Genomic DNA, 19,271 nt, shown 5'->3' with positions numbered 1-19,271 from the left:
ACAGGCTCAGGCCAGGTCGTAGACGGCCCCGCTGCGGGCCAGGTCGATCGGGCCGCTGTAGCCACCCCGGCAGGCGTCGTCCAGGATCCGCTGCTGGTCGTTCCAGGGTACGAGGTGGGTGAGCACCAGCCGGCCCACCCCGGCCTTGGCGGCGTGCTCGGCGGCCTGGCGGCCCGACAGGTGCAGGTCGGTGGGCAGCTCCGGCTGGTCGAGGAACGACGACTCGCACAACATCAGGTCGACGCCGGCGGACAGCTTCACCACTTCGGCGGACTCGCCGGTGTCGCCCGAGTAGGCCAGGCTCCGGCCCCCGTGCGTGACGCGGAAGCCGTACGCCTCGACCGGGTGGTTGACCTGACCGGCGATCACCGTGAACGGCCCGACCTCGAACGGGCCCGGTGCGAGCGGTACGAAGTCGAAGGCCGTCTCCATGCCCGGCTCCTCCGGCATGCCGTAGGCGGCGGCCAGGCGGCGCGGCGCGTCGGCGGGCGCGTGGACGGGCACCTTGGGGTACGGCGCGGCCGGCCCGTAGGTCCGGGCCACGTGGTAGGCGCACATGTCGAGGCAGTGGTCGGCGTGCAGGTGGCTCAGGCAGATGGCGTCCACGTCGTAGAGCCCGATATGGCGTTGCAGCACCCCCAGGGACCCGTTGCCGAAGTCGAGGAGCAGCCTGAACCCCTCGGCCTCGACGAGGTAGCAGGACGAGGGGCTGTCGGGGCCGGGAAAGCTCCCCGAACAGCCGATGATGGTCACCTTCATGTGGGCCTCCCGTTAGAGGTAGTACCCCCCACTGGTGTGACTTCGACCGCATCGATCTCCGGGCCGAGGAAACGTCGCCCGAGCCGGGCGAAGAGCAAGGAGTCGCCTGTGGCGCGGAAGCGATGCCGGGGGGTGGCCTCGCTTCCTGCCGCCATGTCACGGTCGTGCAGGATGCGGTAGACGTCCTTGGCCGTCTCGTCGGCGCTGGAGACGAGCGTCACCCCGTCACCGGCGACATAGGAGATCGCGCCGGTGAGCAGCGGGTAGTGGGTGCAGCCGAGGATCAGCGTGTCGCACCCGGCCGCCCTGATGGGGGCCAGGTAGTCGCGCACGACCTCGATGAGCTCCTCGCTCGCCGTCTCTCCGCGTTCGACGTACTCCACCAGGCGTGGGGCGGCCACGCCGGTGAGCTGTACGTCGGGAGCCGCGGTGAAGGCGTCGTGATAGGCCATGGACTCGATGGTCGCCCTGGTGGCGATCACACCGACCCTGCCGGTGCGGGTGGCGCGCACCGCGCGCCGGGTGGCGGGCTGGATCACCTCGACGACCGGCACGTCGTAACGCTCGCGCGCGTCGCGCAGCACGGCGGCACTGGCGCTGTTGCACGCGATCACGAGCATCTTGACGTCGTTCTCGACGAGGTGGTCCATCACCTCCAGCGCGTAGGCCCGTACCTCGGCCAGGCGTTTGGGCCCGTAGGGCTGGCGGGCCGTGTCGGCCACATAGGTGATGGATTCATGGGGCAGCTGGTCGATGATCGCCCTGGCGACCGTCAGCCCGCCAACCCCGCTGTCGAAGATCCCAATGCTCGCGTCCGGCACCTTTAGAGGGTAGGCGACCTGCGACATTCTCACTGCGTAAGAATGCTCACAGTCAGCGCGTCAGCCGCGGCCCACCCGCGCGAGCTGACGGCACTGGGCGACCAGCCTGCCCTCGGAGTCCCACGCCTCGACCTCTTCGTCGAACCAGCCGTCCGAAATGAGGCGGCCGCTGCCGATCAGCGTGAGCCAGCCGGGGGCGGGCAGCGCCCGCAGGTGCCAGGTGAGGTCCACGGTGGGCGCCCAGCCCCGCGCTCCGGCCGAGAACACCACGGGCGGCAGCGCGTCCACGGCCAGCGCGAGCACGTAGGGGTCGGGGTCCTGGGGCTCGGCCATCCTGAAGTACGCCCTGGACTCGGGCCGGCCGCTGGGCTCGCCGGTCAGCCAGCCGATCGTGGGCGGGTCGAAGAGCATCTCCATCCGGGCGTTGAGCGTCATGTTGGACTCGGGCTTAGGCTCGGGCAGTTTGGTGCATTCTTCCGGCCGCGGCATGACATAGATGGATTTATCGGCGTAAGTGGGCTCGACGTCGTGCAGCGTGGCCGTGGTGATCAGGCTCTCGATCTGCGCCACCCCGTCCTGGATGAGCGTCGCCCGGGTGAAGGCCGCCGTCCTGCCCGCCTTGAGCTGCTCGATCCGGACCCGGGCGGGGCCGGGCACGGGCGCCTTGAGGAACTGGGCGGACGTGCTCACCGGGTGCTCGAATGGCGACGCGTCCACGACCGCGCGCAGGATCACCGCCAGCAGGTAGCCGCCGTTGAGCGGGCCACCGATCACATAGCCGGGGTCGAGGCAGACGTCGTAGGTGGTCTCGTCGACCCGGATCGCCTGCGTGGCCTCGTCGAACTTGGTCATCGGTGCCGCCCTCGAATCAATCCGGAACTATATTCTAGTAGCCACACAGTCTATTGCAGACCCAGAGCATTGGGCCATCAGCGTGCCTACCTGCGAAAACGCCCTCTCGCTGAGACAGTTCGATCATGGGAAGCGTTACCGAACTCATCGGGCAGTCGGTCTGGGACCCCAACGGGGTGTGGGTCGGCCACGTCGTCGACATCCGCGTGATCAAGCACAGGGGCGAGCTGCAACAGAGCGCCACCGTCTACGGCCTGGTGGTTTCGGCCCACCGCAGGCCCCTGCTCTGCCTGACGCGCGACTTGCACGGCCGCTGGGGCTGGTTCTCCCGGGCGCTGGCGCGGGTGCTTTATGTGGGATCCACTTTTGTGCCCTGGCCGAGCGTCACCGATCACGACGGCGGAGAGGTGCACATCAGCACTTCTCGAAAGGAACTCTCACGCGTCTAAGTACATTGCAAGCGTCCGTCTAGCAACATCAGCTACCGTCTCTGTGGTCATAAGTCCACATTGTGAGTTGAGTGATGTCTGCTAATAATCCCCCGAGTGGCCAGGATCCGAATCGGACGACGGCATACCGCTGGAACCAGGAGCAGCAGCCCGAGAACCCACCGACAATGCCATTGTCATCACAGGGCCAGCCGTATCCTCCGCAGCAGTCCTACCAGCAGCCCCAGTACGGCCAGCAAGCCCCGACAGGGCAGCAGCCGTCCTATGAGCAGCAGGCGTCTTACGGGCAGCAGGGCCCCCAGTATGGGCAGCAGCCTTCATACGGCCAGCAGCCATATGGCCAGCAACAGCCCCAATATGGGCAGCAGCCGCCTTCGTACGGTCAGCAGTCCCCCCAATACGGCCAGCAGGCCCCGACAGGACAGCAGCCGTCCTACGGGCAGCAGCAGTCTCCGCAGTACGGGCAGCAGAGCCTTGGGCAACAGGCGTTTGGCCAGCAGGAACAGTACGGCCAGGCCGGTTGGCAGCAGCAGGGCCCCGAGGGCTTCGGCCCCGCCGAGCCCGCCAAGAAGAGCCGCAAGGGCTGGATCATCGCCATCGCCTCGGCGCTGGCCGTGGTCCTGCTCGGCGGCGGCGCGGTCTGGGCGGTCGGCGCGATCGGCGGCGGCGGTACGCAGCCGCACGAGGTGCTGCCGGCCAGCTCGATCGCCTATGTACGACTCGACCTGGACCCGGCGGCCAACCAGAAGGTGGCGCTGTTCCAGATCGCCAGGAAGTTCACCGTCACCAAGGACACCTTCAAAGGTGACGACCCGCGCCAGGCGCTCTTCGACCTGACGCAGGACAGCGGTTTCTCCAAGGTCGACTTCGCCAAGGACGTCGACCCCTGGCTGGGCAGCAGGATCGGCCTGGCCATCGTCCCGTCGGGCGGCAAGGAGCCCGACTACGCCGTGGCCGTCCAGGTCAAGGACGAGGCGCAGGCCAAGGCGGGCATCACCAAGCTGATGGGCAAGGAGAAGTTCGGCCTGGCCTTCCGTGACGACTACGCGCTGGTGACCTCCAGCCAGTCGCTGGCCGACAAGTACGCGGCCGAGACCACCAGCCTCGCCGACAACGCCGAGTTCAACGACGACGTGAACGCGCTCGGTGAGCAGGGCGTGCTGTCGTACTGGGCGCACCTCGGCAAGGTCGGCGAGCTGGCGCTGACCGACAAGTCGAGCGAGCAGGCCAAGGCGCTCGAGCAGGTCAAGAACGCCAGGTTCGCCGGGGCGCTCCGCTTCGACAGCTCCTACGCCGAGCTGGCCGGTATCGTCAGCGGCGCCGAGGGCATGATCGACGGCGACCTGGAGCCCACCAAGCTGTCGACGCTCCCCGCTTCCACCGCGGGCGCGCTGTCCTACTCGGGCCTCGACCAGATCATCACCAAGAAGTGGGCCGAGATCGAGCAGTCCATAGCGGCGTCGCCGGCGGGGGCGCAGTTCAAGCAGTTCGTCGACCAGGCCAAGCAGACCTACGGCCTGCAGCTGCCCGACGACCTGGCCACGATCCTCGGCAAGAACCTGACCCTCGCGGTCGACGCCGAGGGCCTGGACAGCGACAAGATCAAGGGCGGCCTCCGCATCGCGACGGACCCGGCCAAGGCGCAGGCCGTCTACGACAAGATCCAGAAGGCCATGACGTCCAGCGGCCAGCCCGCTCCCCAGCTCGCCAAGGTCGCGGGTGACGGCACGTTCACCGTGGCGACCACCGACGAGTACGCCAAGGCACTGGGCGGGGAGGGCACGCTCGGCGAGAGCGAGACCTTCAAGACCGCGATCCCGGAGGGCGACGATGCCACCTTCGCCCTGTTCGTGGACCTCGACAAGGTCGAGAAGTACTACCTGCCGAGCATGGAGGGCGACGACAAGGCCAACGCCCAGGTCCTGAAGGCGGTCGGTATGAGCGGCAAGCAGACCGCCACCGAGGCCACCTTCTCGCTGCGGGTCCTGTTCAACTAGCACGAACACGAGTGGCCGCCCCCTACCCGGGGGGCGGCCACTGTCATGCGGTCACTGTCAGGCGGTCGCGGTCAGGCCCAGAGCTGGCCTTCGAGGCGGTGCTCGGCCTCGTCCAGGGTGCCTTCGTAGGCGCCCGTGGACAGGTACTTCCAGCCTCCGTCGGCGACCACGAAGACGACGTCGGCGCTCTCCCCCGCCTTCACCGCCTTGGCGGCCACGCCCAGAGCGGCGTGCAGCGCCGCCCCCGTGGACACCCCGGCGAAGATCCCCTCCGCGGCGAGCAGTTCGCGGGTACGGCGCAGCGCGTCGGCCGAGCCCACCGAGAACCGCGTGGTGAGCACGGACTCGTCGTAGAGCTCCGGGATGAACCCTTCGTCCACGTTCCGCAGCCCGTAGACCAGCTCGCCGTAACGCGGCTCGGCGGCCACGATCCGCACGCCGGGCACGCGCTCGCGCAGGAAGCGCCCCACCCCCATGAGCGTCCCCGTCGTACCGAGCCCGGCGACGAAGTGGGTCACAGTGGGCAGGTCCTCAAGGATCTCGGGTCCGGTCGACTCGTAGTGGGAGCGCCAGTTGGCCGGATTGCCGTACTGGTAGAGCATCACCCAGTCTGGATGCTCGGCCGCGAGCTCCTTGGCCACTCGCACGGCCTCGTTGGAGCCCCCCGCCGCGGCGGACGAGATGATCTCCGCCCCCCACATGCGCAGCAGCTGGCGGCGCTCCTCGGAGGTGTTCTCCGGCATGACGCAGATCAGCTTGTAGCCCTTGAGCTTGGCCGACATCGCCAGGGAGATGCCGGTGTTGCCGCTGGTGGGCTCCAGGATCGTGCAGCCGGGTGTGAGCAGCCCGTCCTTCTCGGCCTGCTCGACCATCCAGAGCGCGGGCCGATCCTTGATCGACCCGGTCGGGTTGCGGTCTTCGAGCTTGGCCCAGATGCGTACCTCGGCCGACGGCGAGAGCCGGGGAAGGCCGACGAGCGGCGTGCGACCGACCGAGTCGATCAACGATTCGAAGCGCATGTCACCCGCCGGCGACAGCGGGCAGCACGGTCACCGTGTCGCCGTCGGACACGGGCGTGCCGAGGCCGCCGAGGAAGCGCACGTCCTCGTCGTTGAGGTAGACGTTGACGAAGCGGCGCAGGTTGCCCTGGTCGACCAGGCGGTCCTTGATCCCGGGGTGCAGGGACTCAAGGTTGCTGATCAGCTCGTCGAGGGTGGCGCCCTCGGCGTCGACGGCTTTGGCGCCGGCGGTGTACGTACGAAGGATGGTCGGAATGCGAACCTCGATGGCCATCGCGGTCAGTCTCCTCGGGTCAGGTCGTCGTCCCATCGGCAGCAACGCCGACGGCTGAACACGGATTCCTGATCAGCGACAGTCGTAGACGACGACAGCCGGGGTATGCGCGAAGAGGTAGCTCTGCACCGGCCGGACCATCATGGTACGAACCTTACCTCTTCCTCTGTTATCGCCCCATCGAGGATCCGGTACGAGCGGAACTCCGTCTCGTCCTCGTCCCTCGTCGAGACCAGAACATAGTGGGCGTCCGGCTCTGAGGCGTAGGTCACGTCGGTGCGCGAGGGGTAGGCCTCGGTCGCCGTGTGGGAGTGGTAGATCACGACGGGCTCCTCGTCGCGGTCGTCCATCTCGCGCCAGACGCGCAGCTGCTCCAGCGAGTCGAAGCGGTAGAAGGTGGGCGAGCGCTCGGCGTTCTCCATCGGGACGAACCGCTCGGGCACCCCGCCCCGTCCCGCGATCACGCCGCACGCCTCGTCCGGGTGGTCGGCCCGCGCGTGGGCAACGATCTTGTCCACGAGTTCCTGCGAGATCGTCAGCATGTCGGGGAAATTACCAGAGGGCCCGGACCAGGGTGTCCTGCAGGTAGGTCAGCCAGTCGTAGGTGACGTAGGCCGGGTAGCGGGGGTCGTCCTCGGACATCGTGGCGATCTCGTCGTGGATCTCCTCGGTCACCTCGAGCTTGGTGCCGAGCGCCAGTCGCACGTCGTTGAGCGAGCGCAGCCACGCCTGGGCCTGCTCGGGCGTCAGCTCGCTGCGGCCCGGCCGGGCGCTGTCGAGCATGGTCTGCGCGTCGGCGCGCTTGCCGTCGCGCAGCGTCGCCTCGGTGTAGCGGCGGAACTCCGCCGCCTCCTTCTCGTCCTGGTAGGCCGAGGGAAACAGCCGGGCGAGCACCGGATCGGACGGCACCGTCCCGGCCCCGATGCCGATCCCGAGCGCCCGCTCCAGCGGGTCGTCGCCCGTCTCGCCCGGCGCCACCAGGCCGAGCACCTGGGTGACCAGCGAGCGCAGGATCGACACCTCCGCCGCCTCGAACTCCGCGATGACGCCGCCGCCGTCCCGCGTCGAGAACCCCGAGTTCACGTGTGCCGCCTCACTTGACCGAATCCGGCTGAACCGTCGCCCACAGCCCGTAGGAGTGGAGGATCTGCACGTCGCGCTCCATCTCCTCCCGGGTGCCGCTGGACACGACGGCTTTGCCTTTCTTGTGCACGTCCATCATGAGTTTTTCGGCCTTCTCCTTGGAGTAGCCGAACACCGTCTGGAAGACGTACGTCACGTAGGACATGAGGTTGACCGGGTCGTTCCAGACGATCGTCACCCATGGCAGGTCGGGCCGGACGTCCGTTGACGGACGCTCGACGGCCATTGGAGCAGTGCTACCCACATCCCCCATCCTGCCCTACCCCGGCCGTAGTCTTCGAGTCGTGGCAATGACCATGAGCACTGCGTTGCTCACAGATCACTATGAACTGACGATGCTTCAGGCGGCACTGCGGAGCGGCGCCGCCCACCGGCGGGCGGTTTTCGAGGTGTTCGCCCGGCATCTACCGGGCGGACGGCGCTACGGGGTTGTCGCCGGGACGGGACGTGTCCTGGACGAGCTGGAGAACTTCCGTTTCGGTGACGAAGAGCTGACCTATCTGCGGGAGAACGAGGTGGTCGACGAGGCGACCCTCGATTTCCTCGCCGGCTACCGGTTCTCCGGAGACGTCTACGGTTACCGCGAGGGCGACGTCTACTTCCCCGCCTCCCCGATCATGGTGGTGGAAGGAACGTTCGCGGAGGCCGTACTCCTGGAGACTTTGACCCTTTCCATCCTCAATCATGACTGCGCCATCGCCTCCGCCGCCTCCCGGATGACGAACGCGGCGGGCAAGCGCCCGATCATCGAGATGGGCTCGCGCCGTACGCACGAGTGGGCCGCCGTGGCCGCCGCCCGCGCCGCCTACATCGCCGGGTTCGCCTCCACCTCCAACCTGATGGCCGGGCGGGTCTACGGCGTCCCGACGGCCGGTACGGCGGCGCACGCGTTCACGCTGCTGCACGACTCCGAGCGGGACGCGTTCGAGGCCCAGATCGCCTCCCTCGGCCCGGAGACCACGCTGCTGGTCGACACCTACGAGGTGGCCGACGCGGTCCGCACGGCGATCGAGCTGGCTGGCGCCAAGCTGGGCGCGGTGCGGATCGACTCGGGCGACCTGGCGGCGGCCGCGCAGGAGGTGCGCGAGCAGCTCGACGCTCTCGGCGCCTTCAACACGCGCATCGTGGTCACCTCCGACCTGGACGAGTACGCCATCGCCGCCCTGGCCGCCGCCCCCGTCGACGGCTACGGCGTGGGCACCTCGCTGGTGACGGGCTCGGGCGTGCCCACCGCCGCGCTGGTCTACAAGCTGGTGGCGCGCGAGACCGCGGCGGGCGTCATGGAGCCGGTCGCCAAGCGGTCGGTCGGCAAGCCGTCGCGTGGGGGGCGCAAGGAGTCCTACCGCCTGTTCGACGAGAGCGGGCACGCCGACACCGAGCTGATCACCACGTCGGGGCCGGCGCCGGAGGGCGGTGTGCGGCTGCTGCACCAGCTCGTACGAGACGGCGAGGTCATCGGCAGGGAGCCGTTGACCGCGGCCCGCGAGCGACACGCCGAGACGATCGCACACCTGCCCCAGGAGGCGCTGCACCTTGGCAGGGGGTATGCGGCGATCGCTACGGAGTTCGCCTGACGTAGGGTGCTTCGTATGGGGACCGCGCTGATCATCGTGGACGTGCAGAACGACTTCTGCGAGGGCGGGAGTCTGCCCGTGGCGGGCGGTTCCGAGGTGGCCGCCGCGATCACCCGCTACGTGGACGACCACGGCTACAACCACGTGGTGGCCACCCGCGACTACCACGTGGACCCGGGCGACCACTTCTCCGACGCCCCCGACTACGTGACGACCTGGCCCGCGCACTGCGTCGCGGGCACGCCTGGGGCGGACTTCCACCCGGCGTTCGACGTCTCGGCGGTGGAGGAGGTCTTCTCCAAGGGTGCCCACGCCGCCGCGTACAGCGGGTTCGAGGGCACCTCCGGTGACGACGTGTCGCTGGCCGCCTGGCTGGACGAGCACGGGGTGAGCGAGGTGGACGTGGTGGGGATCGCCACGGACCACTGCGTCCGCGCCACGGCGCTCCACGCGGTCCAGCACGGTCTGGCCGTACGCGTGCTGCTCGACCTCACGGCCGGGGTGGCACGGGAGACCACGGACCGCGCGCTGGCGGAACTGAGGGCCGCGGGCGCCGTCCTGCAGGGCACACCGTCCGTGGGCACACCGTCCGTGGGCTGACCTTCCTCCGCACGCTGACTTTCTTTCGCGCGGCGACTTTCTCTCGCACGGCAACTTTCTCTCGCACGCCGTCCGTGTGCCGCCCATCGCAGGCCGCCCGATGCACGGCCTTTCCACGCCGCGTGGGCTCCCAGCAGACCGTCAGCGCCCGCGTTCGAGGCCTTTCCCACGCCGCCCGCGCTCGCGAAGCATCGGCCACGAAGAGTACGCGATGCGCGACGCTGCGGTCATGTGATATCCAGAAGGCGAACGCTCTCCGCGCCCACCCCGCCACGGAGAGCGATATGACTTCTTCCTGGTGTGAGGTTCCCCATGCTCACCTTTTCCCTCGGCCTCGCCTGGCTGCTGCTCGCCCCGCTCAGCCTCTGGGTGCTCGTCCGCGGGCGCAACGGAGCCAGGGTCGGGGCGGTGATGACGCTGGCACTGCTGGAGGTGGCCACGGTCGCGATGACCGCCGAGGAGCAGGAGGCCGCGGTCGTCGCCCATGAGGCGCCGCCGAGCGTGTTCTCGATGGCGTGCGCGGCGCGTACGCCGATGCCGCAGACGGCCCGGCTGAGCGGCGCGCGCGACGATCTCACGCTGTCCTGGCCCGCCGCGCCCGACGAGTGCGCGACGGCACAGGTCACGCTCCGCCCCAAGGGACGCGGGCTGCGCGTCTGGATCCGCGAAGGGCCGACGGTGGGCGAGGGCAAGGGGGCGCGTACGGTGCCCGTACACGTCGTCGGGGGCGCCGCCTCGCTGCGAGTGCCACTCGACCCGCCCGCCCCCGCGCGGCTCAGCCCGGTCGACGGCCACACCGGCCACCGCATCCCAGCCGCGACCGACGATCGTCCTGGCACCCCGGCCGCAACCGACGACCGCCCTGATGCGCCAGCCGGGACCGATGAACGTCCTGGCACCTCAGCCGGGACCGATGAACGTCCTGGGACCCCAGCCGTGACCGACGGACGCCCCGGCGGCCCAGCCGCGACCGACAGACGACGTCCTATGAGATGACGGAGCCCTGCCGCAGCGCCTCGTCCAGATCGGCGTAGACCTCGAACGCGTGCCGCAGCCCCGTGATGAACAGCACCCGCCCCATGACCCCTTGAACCCCGCCCAGCAGCAACCGGGTCCCCCTGGCCTCGCACCGCTGCAGCACCTCGACCAGCTCGCTCATCCCCAGGGAGTCGCAGAAGGTGATCTCCCGCAGGTCCATGATCAGGACGGGCATCGCCGGGTGCGCCCAGACGCGCTCCATGTGCTCCCGGAAGAGGGGCACCGCGGAGGCATCGAGATCGCCGTTCAGCCGGGTGACGATGGCGTTTCCCGAGAGGCCGGAAGTGACGACGAACGTCGATTTACCCGTGGCCCCAGCTGACATGGAAGAAATCCTTCTGTTCATCCCAAGGCAGCCATCGTGGGTCGTAGCCGATGCGGCTGGGCGTCCACCGAAAGGCCACCGCGGTGTGACCAACCGCGTTACTGACCTCTGGATCGGCACCCGGCACGGCCATGAGCAGGCTCTTCGCTGCCGTGTCCTAACCGTGACACTATTCGGGGCCCATGGCCACCGGATCGCGAAGATCCCTATCACGCCGTCTTGGGGTCGCCCGGCGAGGAGGGAACCCCTCGCCGGGCGGTTGCCCTAGCGTCGCTGGGTGGCCCACTGGCGGATCTTGGCGATCCGCTCCTGGATCTCGGCGGCGGTGGCCTGGGCGATGGGCGGCCCGCCGCACGCCCGGCGCAGGTCCGAGTGGATGACGCCGTGGGGTTGGCCGGTGCGGTGGTTCCAGGCGCCCACGAGGCCGTTGAGCTCCCGTCGGAGCTCGGCGATCTGCTCGTGCGGCGCCAGCGCGGGCGGTGCGCTCTCGGCCTTCTTGGCCTTGGCCGCCTGCTGGTCCGACTGCCGCTTGCGCAGCAGCGTGGCCACCTGGTCGGGCTCCAGCAGGCCGGGCAGGCCGAGGAAGTCCTCCTCCTCCGCCGAGCCGACCTCCGCCCCGGTGCCGAACTCGCCGCCGTCGTAGAGCACCCGGTCGAACGTCGCCGAGGTCTCCATCATCTCGAACGGCAGCTCGTCACCCAGGACGTCTGGATTGTCCTTTTTCCTGTTGGCCTGTTCGAGCAGGCTGTCGTCGAGCCCGTCCTCCGGCGGACGGCGGTTGAGCACGTGGTCGCGCTCCAGCTCCATCTCGTTGGCCAGGCCCATGAGGGTCGGCACCGAGGGCAGGAACACCGAGGCCATCTCACCGCGCTTGCGGGCCCGCACGAAGCGCCCGACCGCCTGGGCGAAGAACAGCGGCGTGGAGGTCGAAGTGGCGTAGACCCCGACGCACAGCCGCGGGATGTCGACGCCTTCGGACACCATCCGGACCGCCACCAGCCAGCGATCATTGGACGCGGCGAACTGCTTGATCTTGTTCGACGCCCCCGGATCGTCGGAGAGCACGACGGTGGCGCCCTCGCCGGAGATGTTGCGCAGGTGGCGGGCGTAGGCGCGGGCCGCCTCGTGGTCGGTCGCGATGACCAGGCCACCGGCGTCGGGGACGCCGCGCCGCACCTCCGTCAGCCGCCGGTCGGCCGCCTCCATGACCTGGCGGATCCAGTCGCCCTTGGGGTCGAGCGCGGCGCGCCAGGCCTGGGAGAGCTGGTCCTTGGTGAGCGGCGTGCCCAGCGTGGCGGCGAGCTCGTCGCCCGCGCGGGTGCGCCACTTCATCTCCCCGGAGTAGGCCAGGAAGATGACCGGCCGGACGACCCCGTCATCGAGGGCCGGGCCGTAGCCGTAGGAGAAGTCGGAGACGCTGCGCTTGAGCCCCTCGGTGTCCTCCTCGTAGCCGACGAACGGGATCGGGTTGTCGTCGGACCTGAACGGCGTGCCGGTCAGCTGGAGCCTGCGGGTGGCCGGCTCGAACGCCTCACGGATGCCGTCGCCCCACGACTTGGCGTCGCCCGCGTGGTGGATCTCGTCGAAGATGATGAGCGTCTTGCGGGCCTCCGTGCGCGCCCTGTGGAGGGCCGGGTGCATGGCGACCTGCGCGTAGGTCACGGCCACGCCGGTGTAGTCGCGGGAGGTGGCCCCCTGGCTGTTCTTGAACTCGGGGTCGATGCCGATGCCGACCTTGCTGGCGGCGTCGGCCCACTGGCGCTTGAGGTGCTCGGTGGGAGTGACGATGGTGATCGCCCGGATCACCCCATTGGCGAGCAGCTCGCTGGCGATGCGCAGGGCGTAGGTCGTCTTGCCCGCGCCCGGCGTCGCCACGGTGAGGAAGTCACGCGGCTCGCGCCTGAAATACAGGTCGAACGCCTCCTGCTGCCAGGCACGCAACTTGGGGGCGGTGCCCCATGCGGCGCGGTCGGGGTAGGAAGGCGAAAGGTGGGATGCGGCGAAGGTGCTCACCGCATCACCTCTGGGGTTCGTGTGCTTCGCTGTCTCACAGTGACCCAAGAGTAATCGGGCCCACCGACAAGACGTGCCGTGCACCGGGGATCCTGGCCAAGCTCATCCTTGCGTGCTAAGGGGCGTACGGGGCTTATCGCACGCTCGACATCACCGCGTCGAGCGCCTGCCTTCTGGTGGTTTCTTCGGGTTGGAGCAGGCCAACGAGCAGCACTGCCTTGCCGTCCCGGGTGAGGAGTGTGACACGTAGGTAGGCGGGTGTGTTCGCCACATCCTGGTATTGCGCTCGTAGCGCACGCGTGTGCCCTTGCGGGAGAACTTTGTCCTCCACGATGTCGACCTTGTCGCCTTTGAGCAGCAGCCTGGAGTACAGCTCCGCCGCGTCCTTTGTGGCCTTCGTCACGTCGGCCGTGGGATCGGGGACCGGCTTGGCCATGATGAGCGCGCCACCGCTCCTGGCGGCCGAAGTGAATCCGGTCACAGGCGGCACCCCGGCCTCCTGCCACCCCGCCGGCAGCGTGATCGTCACCCCCGCCCGGGAGTCGCTCAACCGCGCCGTCGCGGGCGCTGGGACGACCAGCCGCAGCACGACCATGACCAGCGCCGCGATCAGCCCGGTGGCCAGGAGCAGGGTGAGCACCGCCCCGGTAGGCCGCCGCCACCGGCGCCCCCGTACCCGCCCCGACAGGCCGGGATCGGCGGGCACCCCGTAGTGGCGGGCGGACGGGGGCAGGGACTCCCAGGGCACCTGCGGATCGCCGTCGTCCCGCTCGAGCCCCCGCCCGGCGGTCCGCCGCAACCGCGGATTCCACAGATCCTCCGGCTCGTCCCCCTCCTCGCCCTCGGGATCGCCCCTCCCGTGCCACGAATACCCCCCACCGACCTCGTCATCGTCACTTGCAGACCCCCGCCGCACCCACCCGAGCCCCCCGGACAAGGGACCTCGCCGCGCGGCCCCGCCATCGCGCCCGGGGCCCCGCCGTGAGGAACCGTCATCGTCTAGGGGGTCCCGCCGTGAAGCCTGTCCCTCGCGCAGGGGGTTCCGCGGCGCGGCCCCGCCATCGCGCTGGGGGTCGTGCGCGGCACTGTCCTCGCGCACGGGATCCCGCTGTGAGGACTCATCACCGCGCAGGGGGTCCCGCCGTGAGGGCCCGCCATCGCGTACGGGCTCCCGCCGCCCGACCCGCGGGTACGGATCCGCGCCCCTGCGCCCCGGACCCGGCGCCTCCTCGCGCCGCTGAGACGCCGTGCCGGACGACCGCTGGGCCTCCGTGCCGGTCGACCGTTGAGGCGCGGGGGCAGGTGGCCGCAGGGGTGCCGTGTCGGACAACCACCGTGACGCCGTGCCAGATGGCCGCTGGGGCTCAGGGTCAGACGGCTGCTGGGGCTGAGGGTCGGATGAGTGTTGGGGCTGGGGCTCGGACGACTGCTGGGGCTCGGCGTCGTCGGGTGGAGGTGCGGGAGGTGTGCGGCGGTGCCTGGCTCCCGAGCTCGGCGGCCAAACGCGGTGATCGTCCTCCATGACACCTCCTGCCCGCTGTCCTATCACTCCTGCCCGCGCGGGTCCGGCGTTCCGTGATCGCTGTGACAGGAGGGACAAGAATCACCCTTGAACCGGGTCAGTCGGAACGAGTGCGAGAGGCGAGAAGGGTCGCCGCGAGGGATATGGCCGACATGAGACAGCAGATGACCACGAAGCCCCGCGCGATCATTCCCGGGCTGTGCCCGATGACGTTGATCAACGCGCCCCCGAGCCCCACCGCCAGCGCGGACCCCAGCATGTCCGTCACCGAGAGCGCGGCGGAGTTGGCCCCCTGCTCGTTGACCGGCGACTGCTTGAGCGCCGTGACGCTGACCGTGGTCATTCCTATGCCCATGCCGAACCCCGCCACGATCCACGCCGGCACCGCGACCCAGCCGGTGACCCCGGGCAGGACCGACAGCAGCCCGAGCAGTACACCCGTCATGACGCAGGCGGCTCCCATTCGGATCCGCCTGTGCGGCTCGACAGTGCGCCTGCTCTGCAGGTAGGACCCGGTCGACCAGCCAAGGGCCCCGGTCGTGAGCGCGATGCCCGCAGCCGTGGGGCCGAACGATTTGACCTGCTGGAGGGCCAGGGGAATGAAGGAGTTCACGCCGAAGAAGGCGGCCGAGAACAGGCCGCGCATCATGATCGTGGTCGGCAGCCCCCGGCTGAAGCGCAGCGCGCCCGGCGGCAGCAGCTTGGCCAGGCCGTACCCGAGGCAGACCAGCCCGACCAGGACCGCGACGGCGCTCGGCACCGGCGAGACATGAAGCTTGTCCACGCCGTACAGCAGCACACCCGCCCCACCAGCTGACGCGGTGGCGGCCACGGTCATCGCGAATGGCCTGGAACGCGCCCCTTCCACCGACCCACCACCCGCACCAGACGAGCCAGATGAGCCGGGCAAGCTCGATGACCCGGACGGCCCCGACGAGCCGGACAAGTCGGCCGAGCCCGCGTCCCCAGAGGTGCGGGACACGCCCGCATGCCCGGAGGTGTGGGACACGCCCGCGTCGCCGGAGGCGCGGGACACGGCCGATTCCTCGGAGGTGTGGGACACGGCCGCTCGCCCGGATGTGTGTGGCTCGTCCGCGTCCCCGGAGGCCCGGGGCCCGTCCGGCTCGTGGGCGGGCTTGTTCAGGGCGGGAACCAGCATGACCAGAGCGGGCACGACGAGCGGGATGATCCCGAAGAACACCCACCGCCACCCCAACGTGTCCGCCACGAACCCGGCCACGGCCGGTCCGACCATGGCGGGCACCACCCACGCCGCCGACAGCCCCGCGAACACCTTGGGCCGCACGTCGGCCGGATAGACCCGGGCGATCATCACGTACACGGCGACGATCGTGCATCCGGCGCCCAGCCCCTGCACGGCCCGCGCGGCCAGGAACAACACCTTGGTCGACGCCGCGCCCGCCAGCCCCATCCCGACCACGAACAGCACCACCCCGACCAGGAACGGGATCGTGTACCCCCGCCGGTCCGACCAGAGCCCGGACACCACGTTCGCGAACAGGCTGGCGATGAGGAAGGCCGAGAAGCTCAGGCCGTAGAGGTCGAGCGCGTCGAGTTGCTGGGAGATGACCGGCATGACCACGCCCACCGACATGCCTTCGAAGGCGATCAGCGTGATCACCAGCAGGATGCCGATGGTGGCCGTCCGATAGGCCGAACCGAAGATGCGAGGTTGATCGTACGGAGTGTCGAGTGCCTTCGGTGCTGTCACCCAAACATCCTAGTTGTGCCGCTATTTCAGGACGACGCACCAGTCAGCGCGACGCACATGTCAACGCGACGCCCCGTCAGAGGGCGGACAGTGAGCCGCGGCCCCGGTAGACGGCCCACATCTGGTGCATGCGTTTCGCCTGCTCAGCCGTGAACTCCCACATGCACCGGTCATGCGCGTAGTCCATGTAGTTGTGGATGGGGTCCAGACCCCGCTCCGCGCAGGTCTCCTTGGAGTCGGGGCAGCCTTCCGTGGGCCTGGCCTCGGGTGGGGTGTCGGTGATGCCGTCGCCCGGGTACGCGCAGCCGTTCTCGAAGGTGTGGAAGAGGCCGAGCCAGTGGCCGATCTCGTGTACGCCGGTGTAGCCGCGGTTGTAGTTGACCAGCGTGCCGCCGGGCAGGCTGCGCCAGTCGATGACGACGCCGTCGAGAGTAGGGCTGTCCTTGTACCAGTAGGGGTAGGTGGAGAAGCCGAGGACGAGGTCGCCCAGCTGGCCGATGTAGAGGTTCAGGGTCTCGGGGCCGCCCCGGCGCAGGGCGGACTTCATGGCGCGCTCGTTGCCGATCGGGTCGATGAACCAGGAGGCGTCCTCCTTGACCGAGATGCCGTCGAGGCGAAAGCGCACGCCGGTGGCGGCGCCGCCCAGCGCGCCGCTGTAGGCGGAGTTGAGCGCGTCGATCTGCGCCCTGACGTCCGCGTTGGAGGCCCGCCTGGCGCCGTCGGTGAGTACGTGTACCCAGGTAGGAACGATGACCTCGTCCGGGACCGTCACCCCGGCGAGCCGCTGGGCGAGCTCGTCCAGCACCTGCTCGACGTCCCGTGGCCGGGGCTGCCGCGGCCCCAAGGACCGCGGATCGTCCCCCAGCCCCCAACCCGGCCTGGGCGACCCACCCTCACGGGCCACGGCGCCATCGTGGGCAGCGCGCAGACCCACCTCGCGCGGCGAGTCCGCGGCGGCGCAGTCAGGTGCGGGGGCCCCGGAGGCGGGACGAAGCGGCGGTGTGAGCCCGGCCGCGAGCAGGCATGCCAACGAGACGGCGGTCGCGCGCCGGGCCATGCAATCCCCCGTTACGGTATGAGTAGGTCCGTATGCAGACCGTAGCCCTACCGTGGGTGATCACACGTGATCAACACTCACTCGTTGTCGTCGTCGCCGCCCGACGGCAGCCCCTCGTAGATCTCCTTGCACTCGGGGCACACCGGATATTTCTTGGGGTCGCGGCTGGGCACCCAGATCTTGCCGCACAGGGCCCGGATCGGCGTGCCGGTTACCATACTCTCGGTGATCTTGTGCTTGTCCGCGTAGTGCGCGAACCGCTCATGATCGCCGTCGCCATGCGACGTCCGCGGGGTGGTCTCCTGCTCAGGGAGGATCTTCGTGCTCACGCCACCGAGTCTATGCCCGCCTCCGAGCGCGTCTTCCCGGTCGAGATCGTTCAGCCCACCCCTTGGACACGCGTACGGCCCCCGCCATCAGGCGAGGGCCGTACAGATGAAAAGAAGGGTCAGCCCATGTGCACCGGCGCGCCCTCGGTCTTGCGGCCGCTCTTGACGAACAGCGCCAGAACCGCGGTGAGGACCGCGACGCAGGTGCTGACCAGGAAGGCCAGGTGCATGCCGTCCATGAACGCGTTGTGCACGGCCCCGCCCACCAACTGCTGGAGCTGCTGCGGGGTGCCGGCCGGGAGCCCGCCGAACGCGGCGGCCTTCTCCAGCAGCGGCAGCTGTTCCGCCGGGATCCCCTTGGCCGCCGGGCCGAGGTAGCCGGGCAGCTTGCTGGAGATCTCGGAGGCCATGACGGCGCCCAGGATCGCGGTGCCGAGCGCGCCGCCGACCTGCATGGCCGACTGCTGCAGACCGCCCGCGACACCGCTGAGCTGGATCGGGGCGTTGCCCACGATGATCTCGGTGGCGCCGACGAATACCGGCGAGAGGCCGAACGCCAGCAGCACGAACGGAATGCCGCTCTCGATGAACGAGGCGTCGATGCTCAGCTGCGACATGAGGAACATCGCGGCCGCGGTGATCAGCAGGCCGGTGGCCATCGTGATCTTCGGACCGACCCTGCCGATCATCATGCCGGCGAGCGGCGAGGCCACGATCATGCCGGCGCTCATCGGCAGCATGCGCAGGCCCGCGTCCAGCGGGCTCAGACCGTGAACGCCCTGGAAGAAGAAGCCGAGGAAGAACATCGCGCCGAACATCGCGAACGCCACCATCATCATCAGCACGGTGCCGATGGAGATGGACGGGTTCTTGAACAGCGACAACGGGACCAGCGGCTGCTTGGCCTTGCTCTGCCAGAAGACGAAGGCGGCGATGAGCACCACGAACCCGGCGATGAAGGTGAGCGTCGTGCTGTCGCCCCAGCCCCACTCGGGAGCCTTGATGATCGTCCAGACGAGCGAGAACATCGCGCCCGACAGCAGCACCACGCCGAGCCAGTCGATCCTGGCCAGCGACGGGATGCGGTTCTCCTTGATGAGGAAGATGCCCAGGATCAGCGCGATGATCCCCACCGGCGCGTTGATGAAGAAGACGGACTGCCAGCTGACGTTCTCGACCAGGACGCCGCCCACGATCGGGCCGGCCGCGCTGGACAGGCCGATGATGGCGCCCCAGGCGCCCATGGCCGCGTTCAGCTTCTCACCGGGGAAGGCACCGCGCAGCAGAGCCAGGGCGGCGGGCTGAAGCAGGGCGCCGAACAGGCCCTGCAGCACGCGCAGGCCGATCAGCGCGCCGATCGGCGACACGCCCGGGACGATGTCCGCCAGCTCCTGGCTGAGGCCGATACCGATCGAGGACAGCGCGAACCCGGCGACACCGATCAGGAAGACCCGCTTGTGTCCGAACAGGTCCCCGAGCTTGCCCGCCGTGATCAGGAACACCGCCAGCGCCAGCAGGTAACCGCTGGTCACCCACTGCAGATCAGACAGCGACGCGCCCAGATCGTGCTGGATGGACGGGTTGGCGATGCCGACCACGGTGCCGTCGAGCATCACCATGATGACGCCCAGGCAGACCGCCAGAAGCACCAGCCATGGGTTGCCGCCCCCGGTCCCCGTCTCCCTGGGGCCGGGCGACGACGGCGCGTCGACCGTCCTCGCGTGAGCCATGAAGTCCCCCTCAATGCCGCCCCATAACGGGGCATAA

The 19,271-nt window shown here is 69.3% G+C and carries 20 protein-coding genes; 5 read left to right on the top strand and 15 right to left on the bottom strand.

The genetic code is table 11. The annotated features are described in order from the left end of the window. Positions 1-6 precede the first annotated feature (6 nt). The 3 genes from ACIBO2_RS05540 to ACIBO2_RS05530 are packed head-to-tail and all read right to left on the bottom strand — an operon-like array spanning position 7 to position 2,432. Positions 7-759 (bottom strand): MBL fold metallo-hydrolase, encoded by a 753-nt coding sequence (locus tag ACIBO2_RS05540; protein ID WP_358537304.1) that lies wholly within the window; start codon positions 757-759, stop codon positions 7-9. After that, positions 756-1,580, bottom strand: a complete 825-nt coding sequence (murI, locus tag ACIBO2_RS05535) for a glutamate racemase (protein ID WP_225290421.1) — start codon at positions 1,578-1,580, stop codon at positions 756-758. The genes ACIBO2_RS05540 and murI overlap by 4 nt, the downstream gene beginning before the upstream one ends. 60 nt (positions 1,581-1,640) lie before the next feature. Beyond that, positions 1,641-2,432, bottom strand: a complete 792-nt coding sequence (locus ACIBO2_RS05530) for a thioesterase family protein (protein ID WP_397295532.1) — start codon at positions 2,430-2,432, stop codon at positions 1,641-1,643. Between the two features lie 125 nt (positions 2,433-2,557). Here ACIBO2_RS05530 and ACIBO2_RS05525 point away from each other — a divergent pair, with 125 nt between their 5' ends. Next, positions 2,558-2,881, top strand: a complete 324-nt coding sequence (locus tag ACIBO2_RS05525; protein WP_358537300.1) for a hypothetical protein — start codon at positions 2,558-2,560, stop codon at positions 2,879-2,881. Between the two features lie 167 nt (positions 2,882-3,048). Continuing rightward, positions 3,049-4,878 (top strand): DUF3352 domain-containing protein, encoded by a 1,830-nt coding sequence (locus ACIBO2_RS05520; RefSeq protein ID WP_358537298.1) that lies wholly within the window; start codon positions 3,049-3,051, stop codon positions 4,876-4,878. A gap of 71 nt (positions 4,879-4,949) precedes the next feature. Here ACIBO2_RS05520 and ACIBO2_RS05515 read toward each other — a convergent pair whose 3' ends face one another. The 5 genes from ACIBO2_RS05515 to clpS all read right to left on the bottom strand — a co-directional run bounded on the left by ACIBO2_RS05515 (position 4,950) and on the right by clpS (position 7,540). After that, the gene (locus ACIBO2_RS05515) at positions 4,950-5,897 is read right to left on the bottom strand and encodes a cysteine synthase (protein ID WP_358537296.1); all 948 of its coding nucleotides are present in this window, start codon (positions 5,895-5,897) and stop codon (positions 4,950-4,952) included. A gap of 1 nt (position 5,898) precedes the next feature. Further along, positions 5,899-6,171 carry a MoaD/ThiS family protein gene (locus ACIBO2_RS05510; RefSeq protein ID WP_225290416.1) on the bottom strand — a complete coding sequence of 91 codons (273 nt, stop codon included), beginning with the start codon at positions 6,169-6,171 and terminating at the stop codon, positions 5,899-5,901. 140 nt (positions 6,172-6,311) lie between these two features. Then, complete coding sequence (locus ACIBO2_RS05505; RefSeq protein WP_358537294.1) at positions 6,312-6,713, bottom strand: M67 family metallopeptidase; 402 nt, start codon at positions 6,711-6,713, stop codon at positions 6,312-6,314. Positions 6,714-6,723: 10 nt separating this feature from the next. Further along, positions 6,724-7,254 (bottom strand): DUF2017 domain-containing protein, encoded by a 531-nt coding sequence (locus tag ACIBO2_RS05500; protein WP_358537292.1) that lies wholly within the window; start codon positions 7,252-7,254, stop codon positions 6,724-6,726. Positions 7,255-7,264: 10 nt separating this feature from the next. Next, on the bottom strand, positions 7,265-7,540 hold the full coding sequence (gene clpS / locus ACIBO2_RS05495) for an ATP-dependent Clp protease adapter ClpS (RefSeq protein WP_372454859.1): 276 nt from the start codon (positions 7,538-7,540) through the stop codon (positions 7,265-7,267). Between the two features lie 64 nt (positions 7,541-7,604). Between clpS and ACIBO2_RS05490 the strand changes: the two genes are divergently transcribed. From ACIBO2_RS05490 to ACIBO2_RS05480, 3 genes are all read left to right on the top strand, one after another. Beyond that, the gene (locus ACIBO2_RS05490; RefSeq protein WP_358537290.1) at positions 7,605-8,888 is read left to right on the top strand and encodes a nicotinate phosphoribosyltransferase; all 1,284 of its coding nucleotides are present in this window, start codon (positions 7,605-7,607) and stop codon (positions 8,886-8,888) included. A 15-nt stretch (positions 8,889-8,903) separates the two neighbouring features. Continuing rightward, positions 8,904-9,488: an isochorismatase family protein gene (locus ACIBO2_RS05485; RefSeq protein WP_358537288.1), complete on the top strand. Its 585-nt coding sequence runs from the start codon at positions 8,904-8,906 to the stop codon at positions 9,486-9,488. Between the two features lie 312 nt (positions 9,489-9,800). After that, a complete protein-coding gene (locus tag ACIBO2_RS05480) occupies positions 9,801-10,484 on the top strand; it encodes a hypothetical protein (protein ID WP_358537286.1) in 684 nt (227 codons plus the stop codon). Here the strand turns inward: ACIBO2_RS05480 and ACIBO2_RS05475 are convergent. From ACIBO2_RS05475 to ACIBO2_RS05445, 7 genes are all read right to left on the bottom strand, one after another. Continuing rightward, positions 10,474-10,851, bottom strand: coding sequence for an anti-sigma factor antagonist (locus tag ACIBO2_RS05475; RefSeq protein WP_358537283.1), 378 nt, complete (start codon positions 10,849-10,851; stop codon positions 10,474-10,476). The two genes, ACIBO2_RS05480 and ACIBO2_RS05475, sit on opposite strands and share 11 nt — an antisense overlap. Before the next feature lie 264 nt (positions 10,852-11,115). Beyond that, on the bottom strand, positions 11,116-12,864 hold the full coding sequence (locus ACIBO2_RS05470) for a DEAD/DEAH box helicase (RefSeq protein WP_357942745.1): 1,749 nt from the start codon (positions 12,862-12,864) through the stop codon (positions 11,116-11,118). Between the two features lie 133 nt (positions 12,865-12,997). After that, the gene (locus tag ACIBO2_RS05465) at positions 12,998-13,663 is read right to left on the bottom strand and encodes a hypothetical protein (RefSeq protein WP_358537281.1); all 666 of its coding nucleotides are present in this window, start codon (positions 13,661-13,663) and stop codon (positions 12,998-13,000) included. 820 nt (positions 13,664-14,483) lie between these two features. Next, a complete protein-coding gene (locus tag ACIBO2_RS05460) occupies positions 14,484-16,118 on the bottom strand; it encodes an MFS transporter (protein ID WP_358537279.1) in 1,635 nt (544 codons plus the stop codon). Positions 16,119-16,194: 76 nt separating this feature from the next. Next, positions 16,195-17,175: a zinc metalloprotease gene (locus ACIBO2_RS05455; protein WP_358537277.1), complete on the bottom strand. Its 981-nt coding sequence runs from the start codon at positions 17,173-17,175 to the stop codon at positions 16,195-16,197. A gap of 77 nt (positions 17,176-17,252) precedes the next feature. Beyond that, on the bottom strand, positions 17,253-17,504 hold the full coding sequence (locus ACIBO2_RS05450; protein ID WP_358537274.1) for a DUF3039 domain-containing protein: 252 nt from the start codon (positions 17,502-17,504) through the stop codon (positions 17,253-17,255). A gap of 119 nt (positions 17,505-17,623) precedes the next feature. Beyond that, positions 17,624-19,234, bottom strand: a complete 1,611-nt coding sequence (locus ACIBO2_RS05445) for an MFS transporter (RefSeq protein ID WP_358537272.1) — start codon at positions 19,232-19,234, stop codon at positions 17,624-17,626. Between the last annotated feature and the right edge of the window lie 37 nt (positions 19,235-19,271).

Origin of the sequence: Nonomuraea sp. NPDC050022 (genome assembly GCF_044460705.1) — a bacterium.
GTDB lineage: Bacteria > Actinomycetota > Actinomycetes > Streptosporangiales > Streptosporangiaceae > Nonomuraea.
Note: the sequence above shows the minus strand (reverse complement) of the source record. Positions and strands in the feature narration are given on the sequence as shown.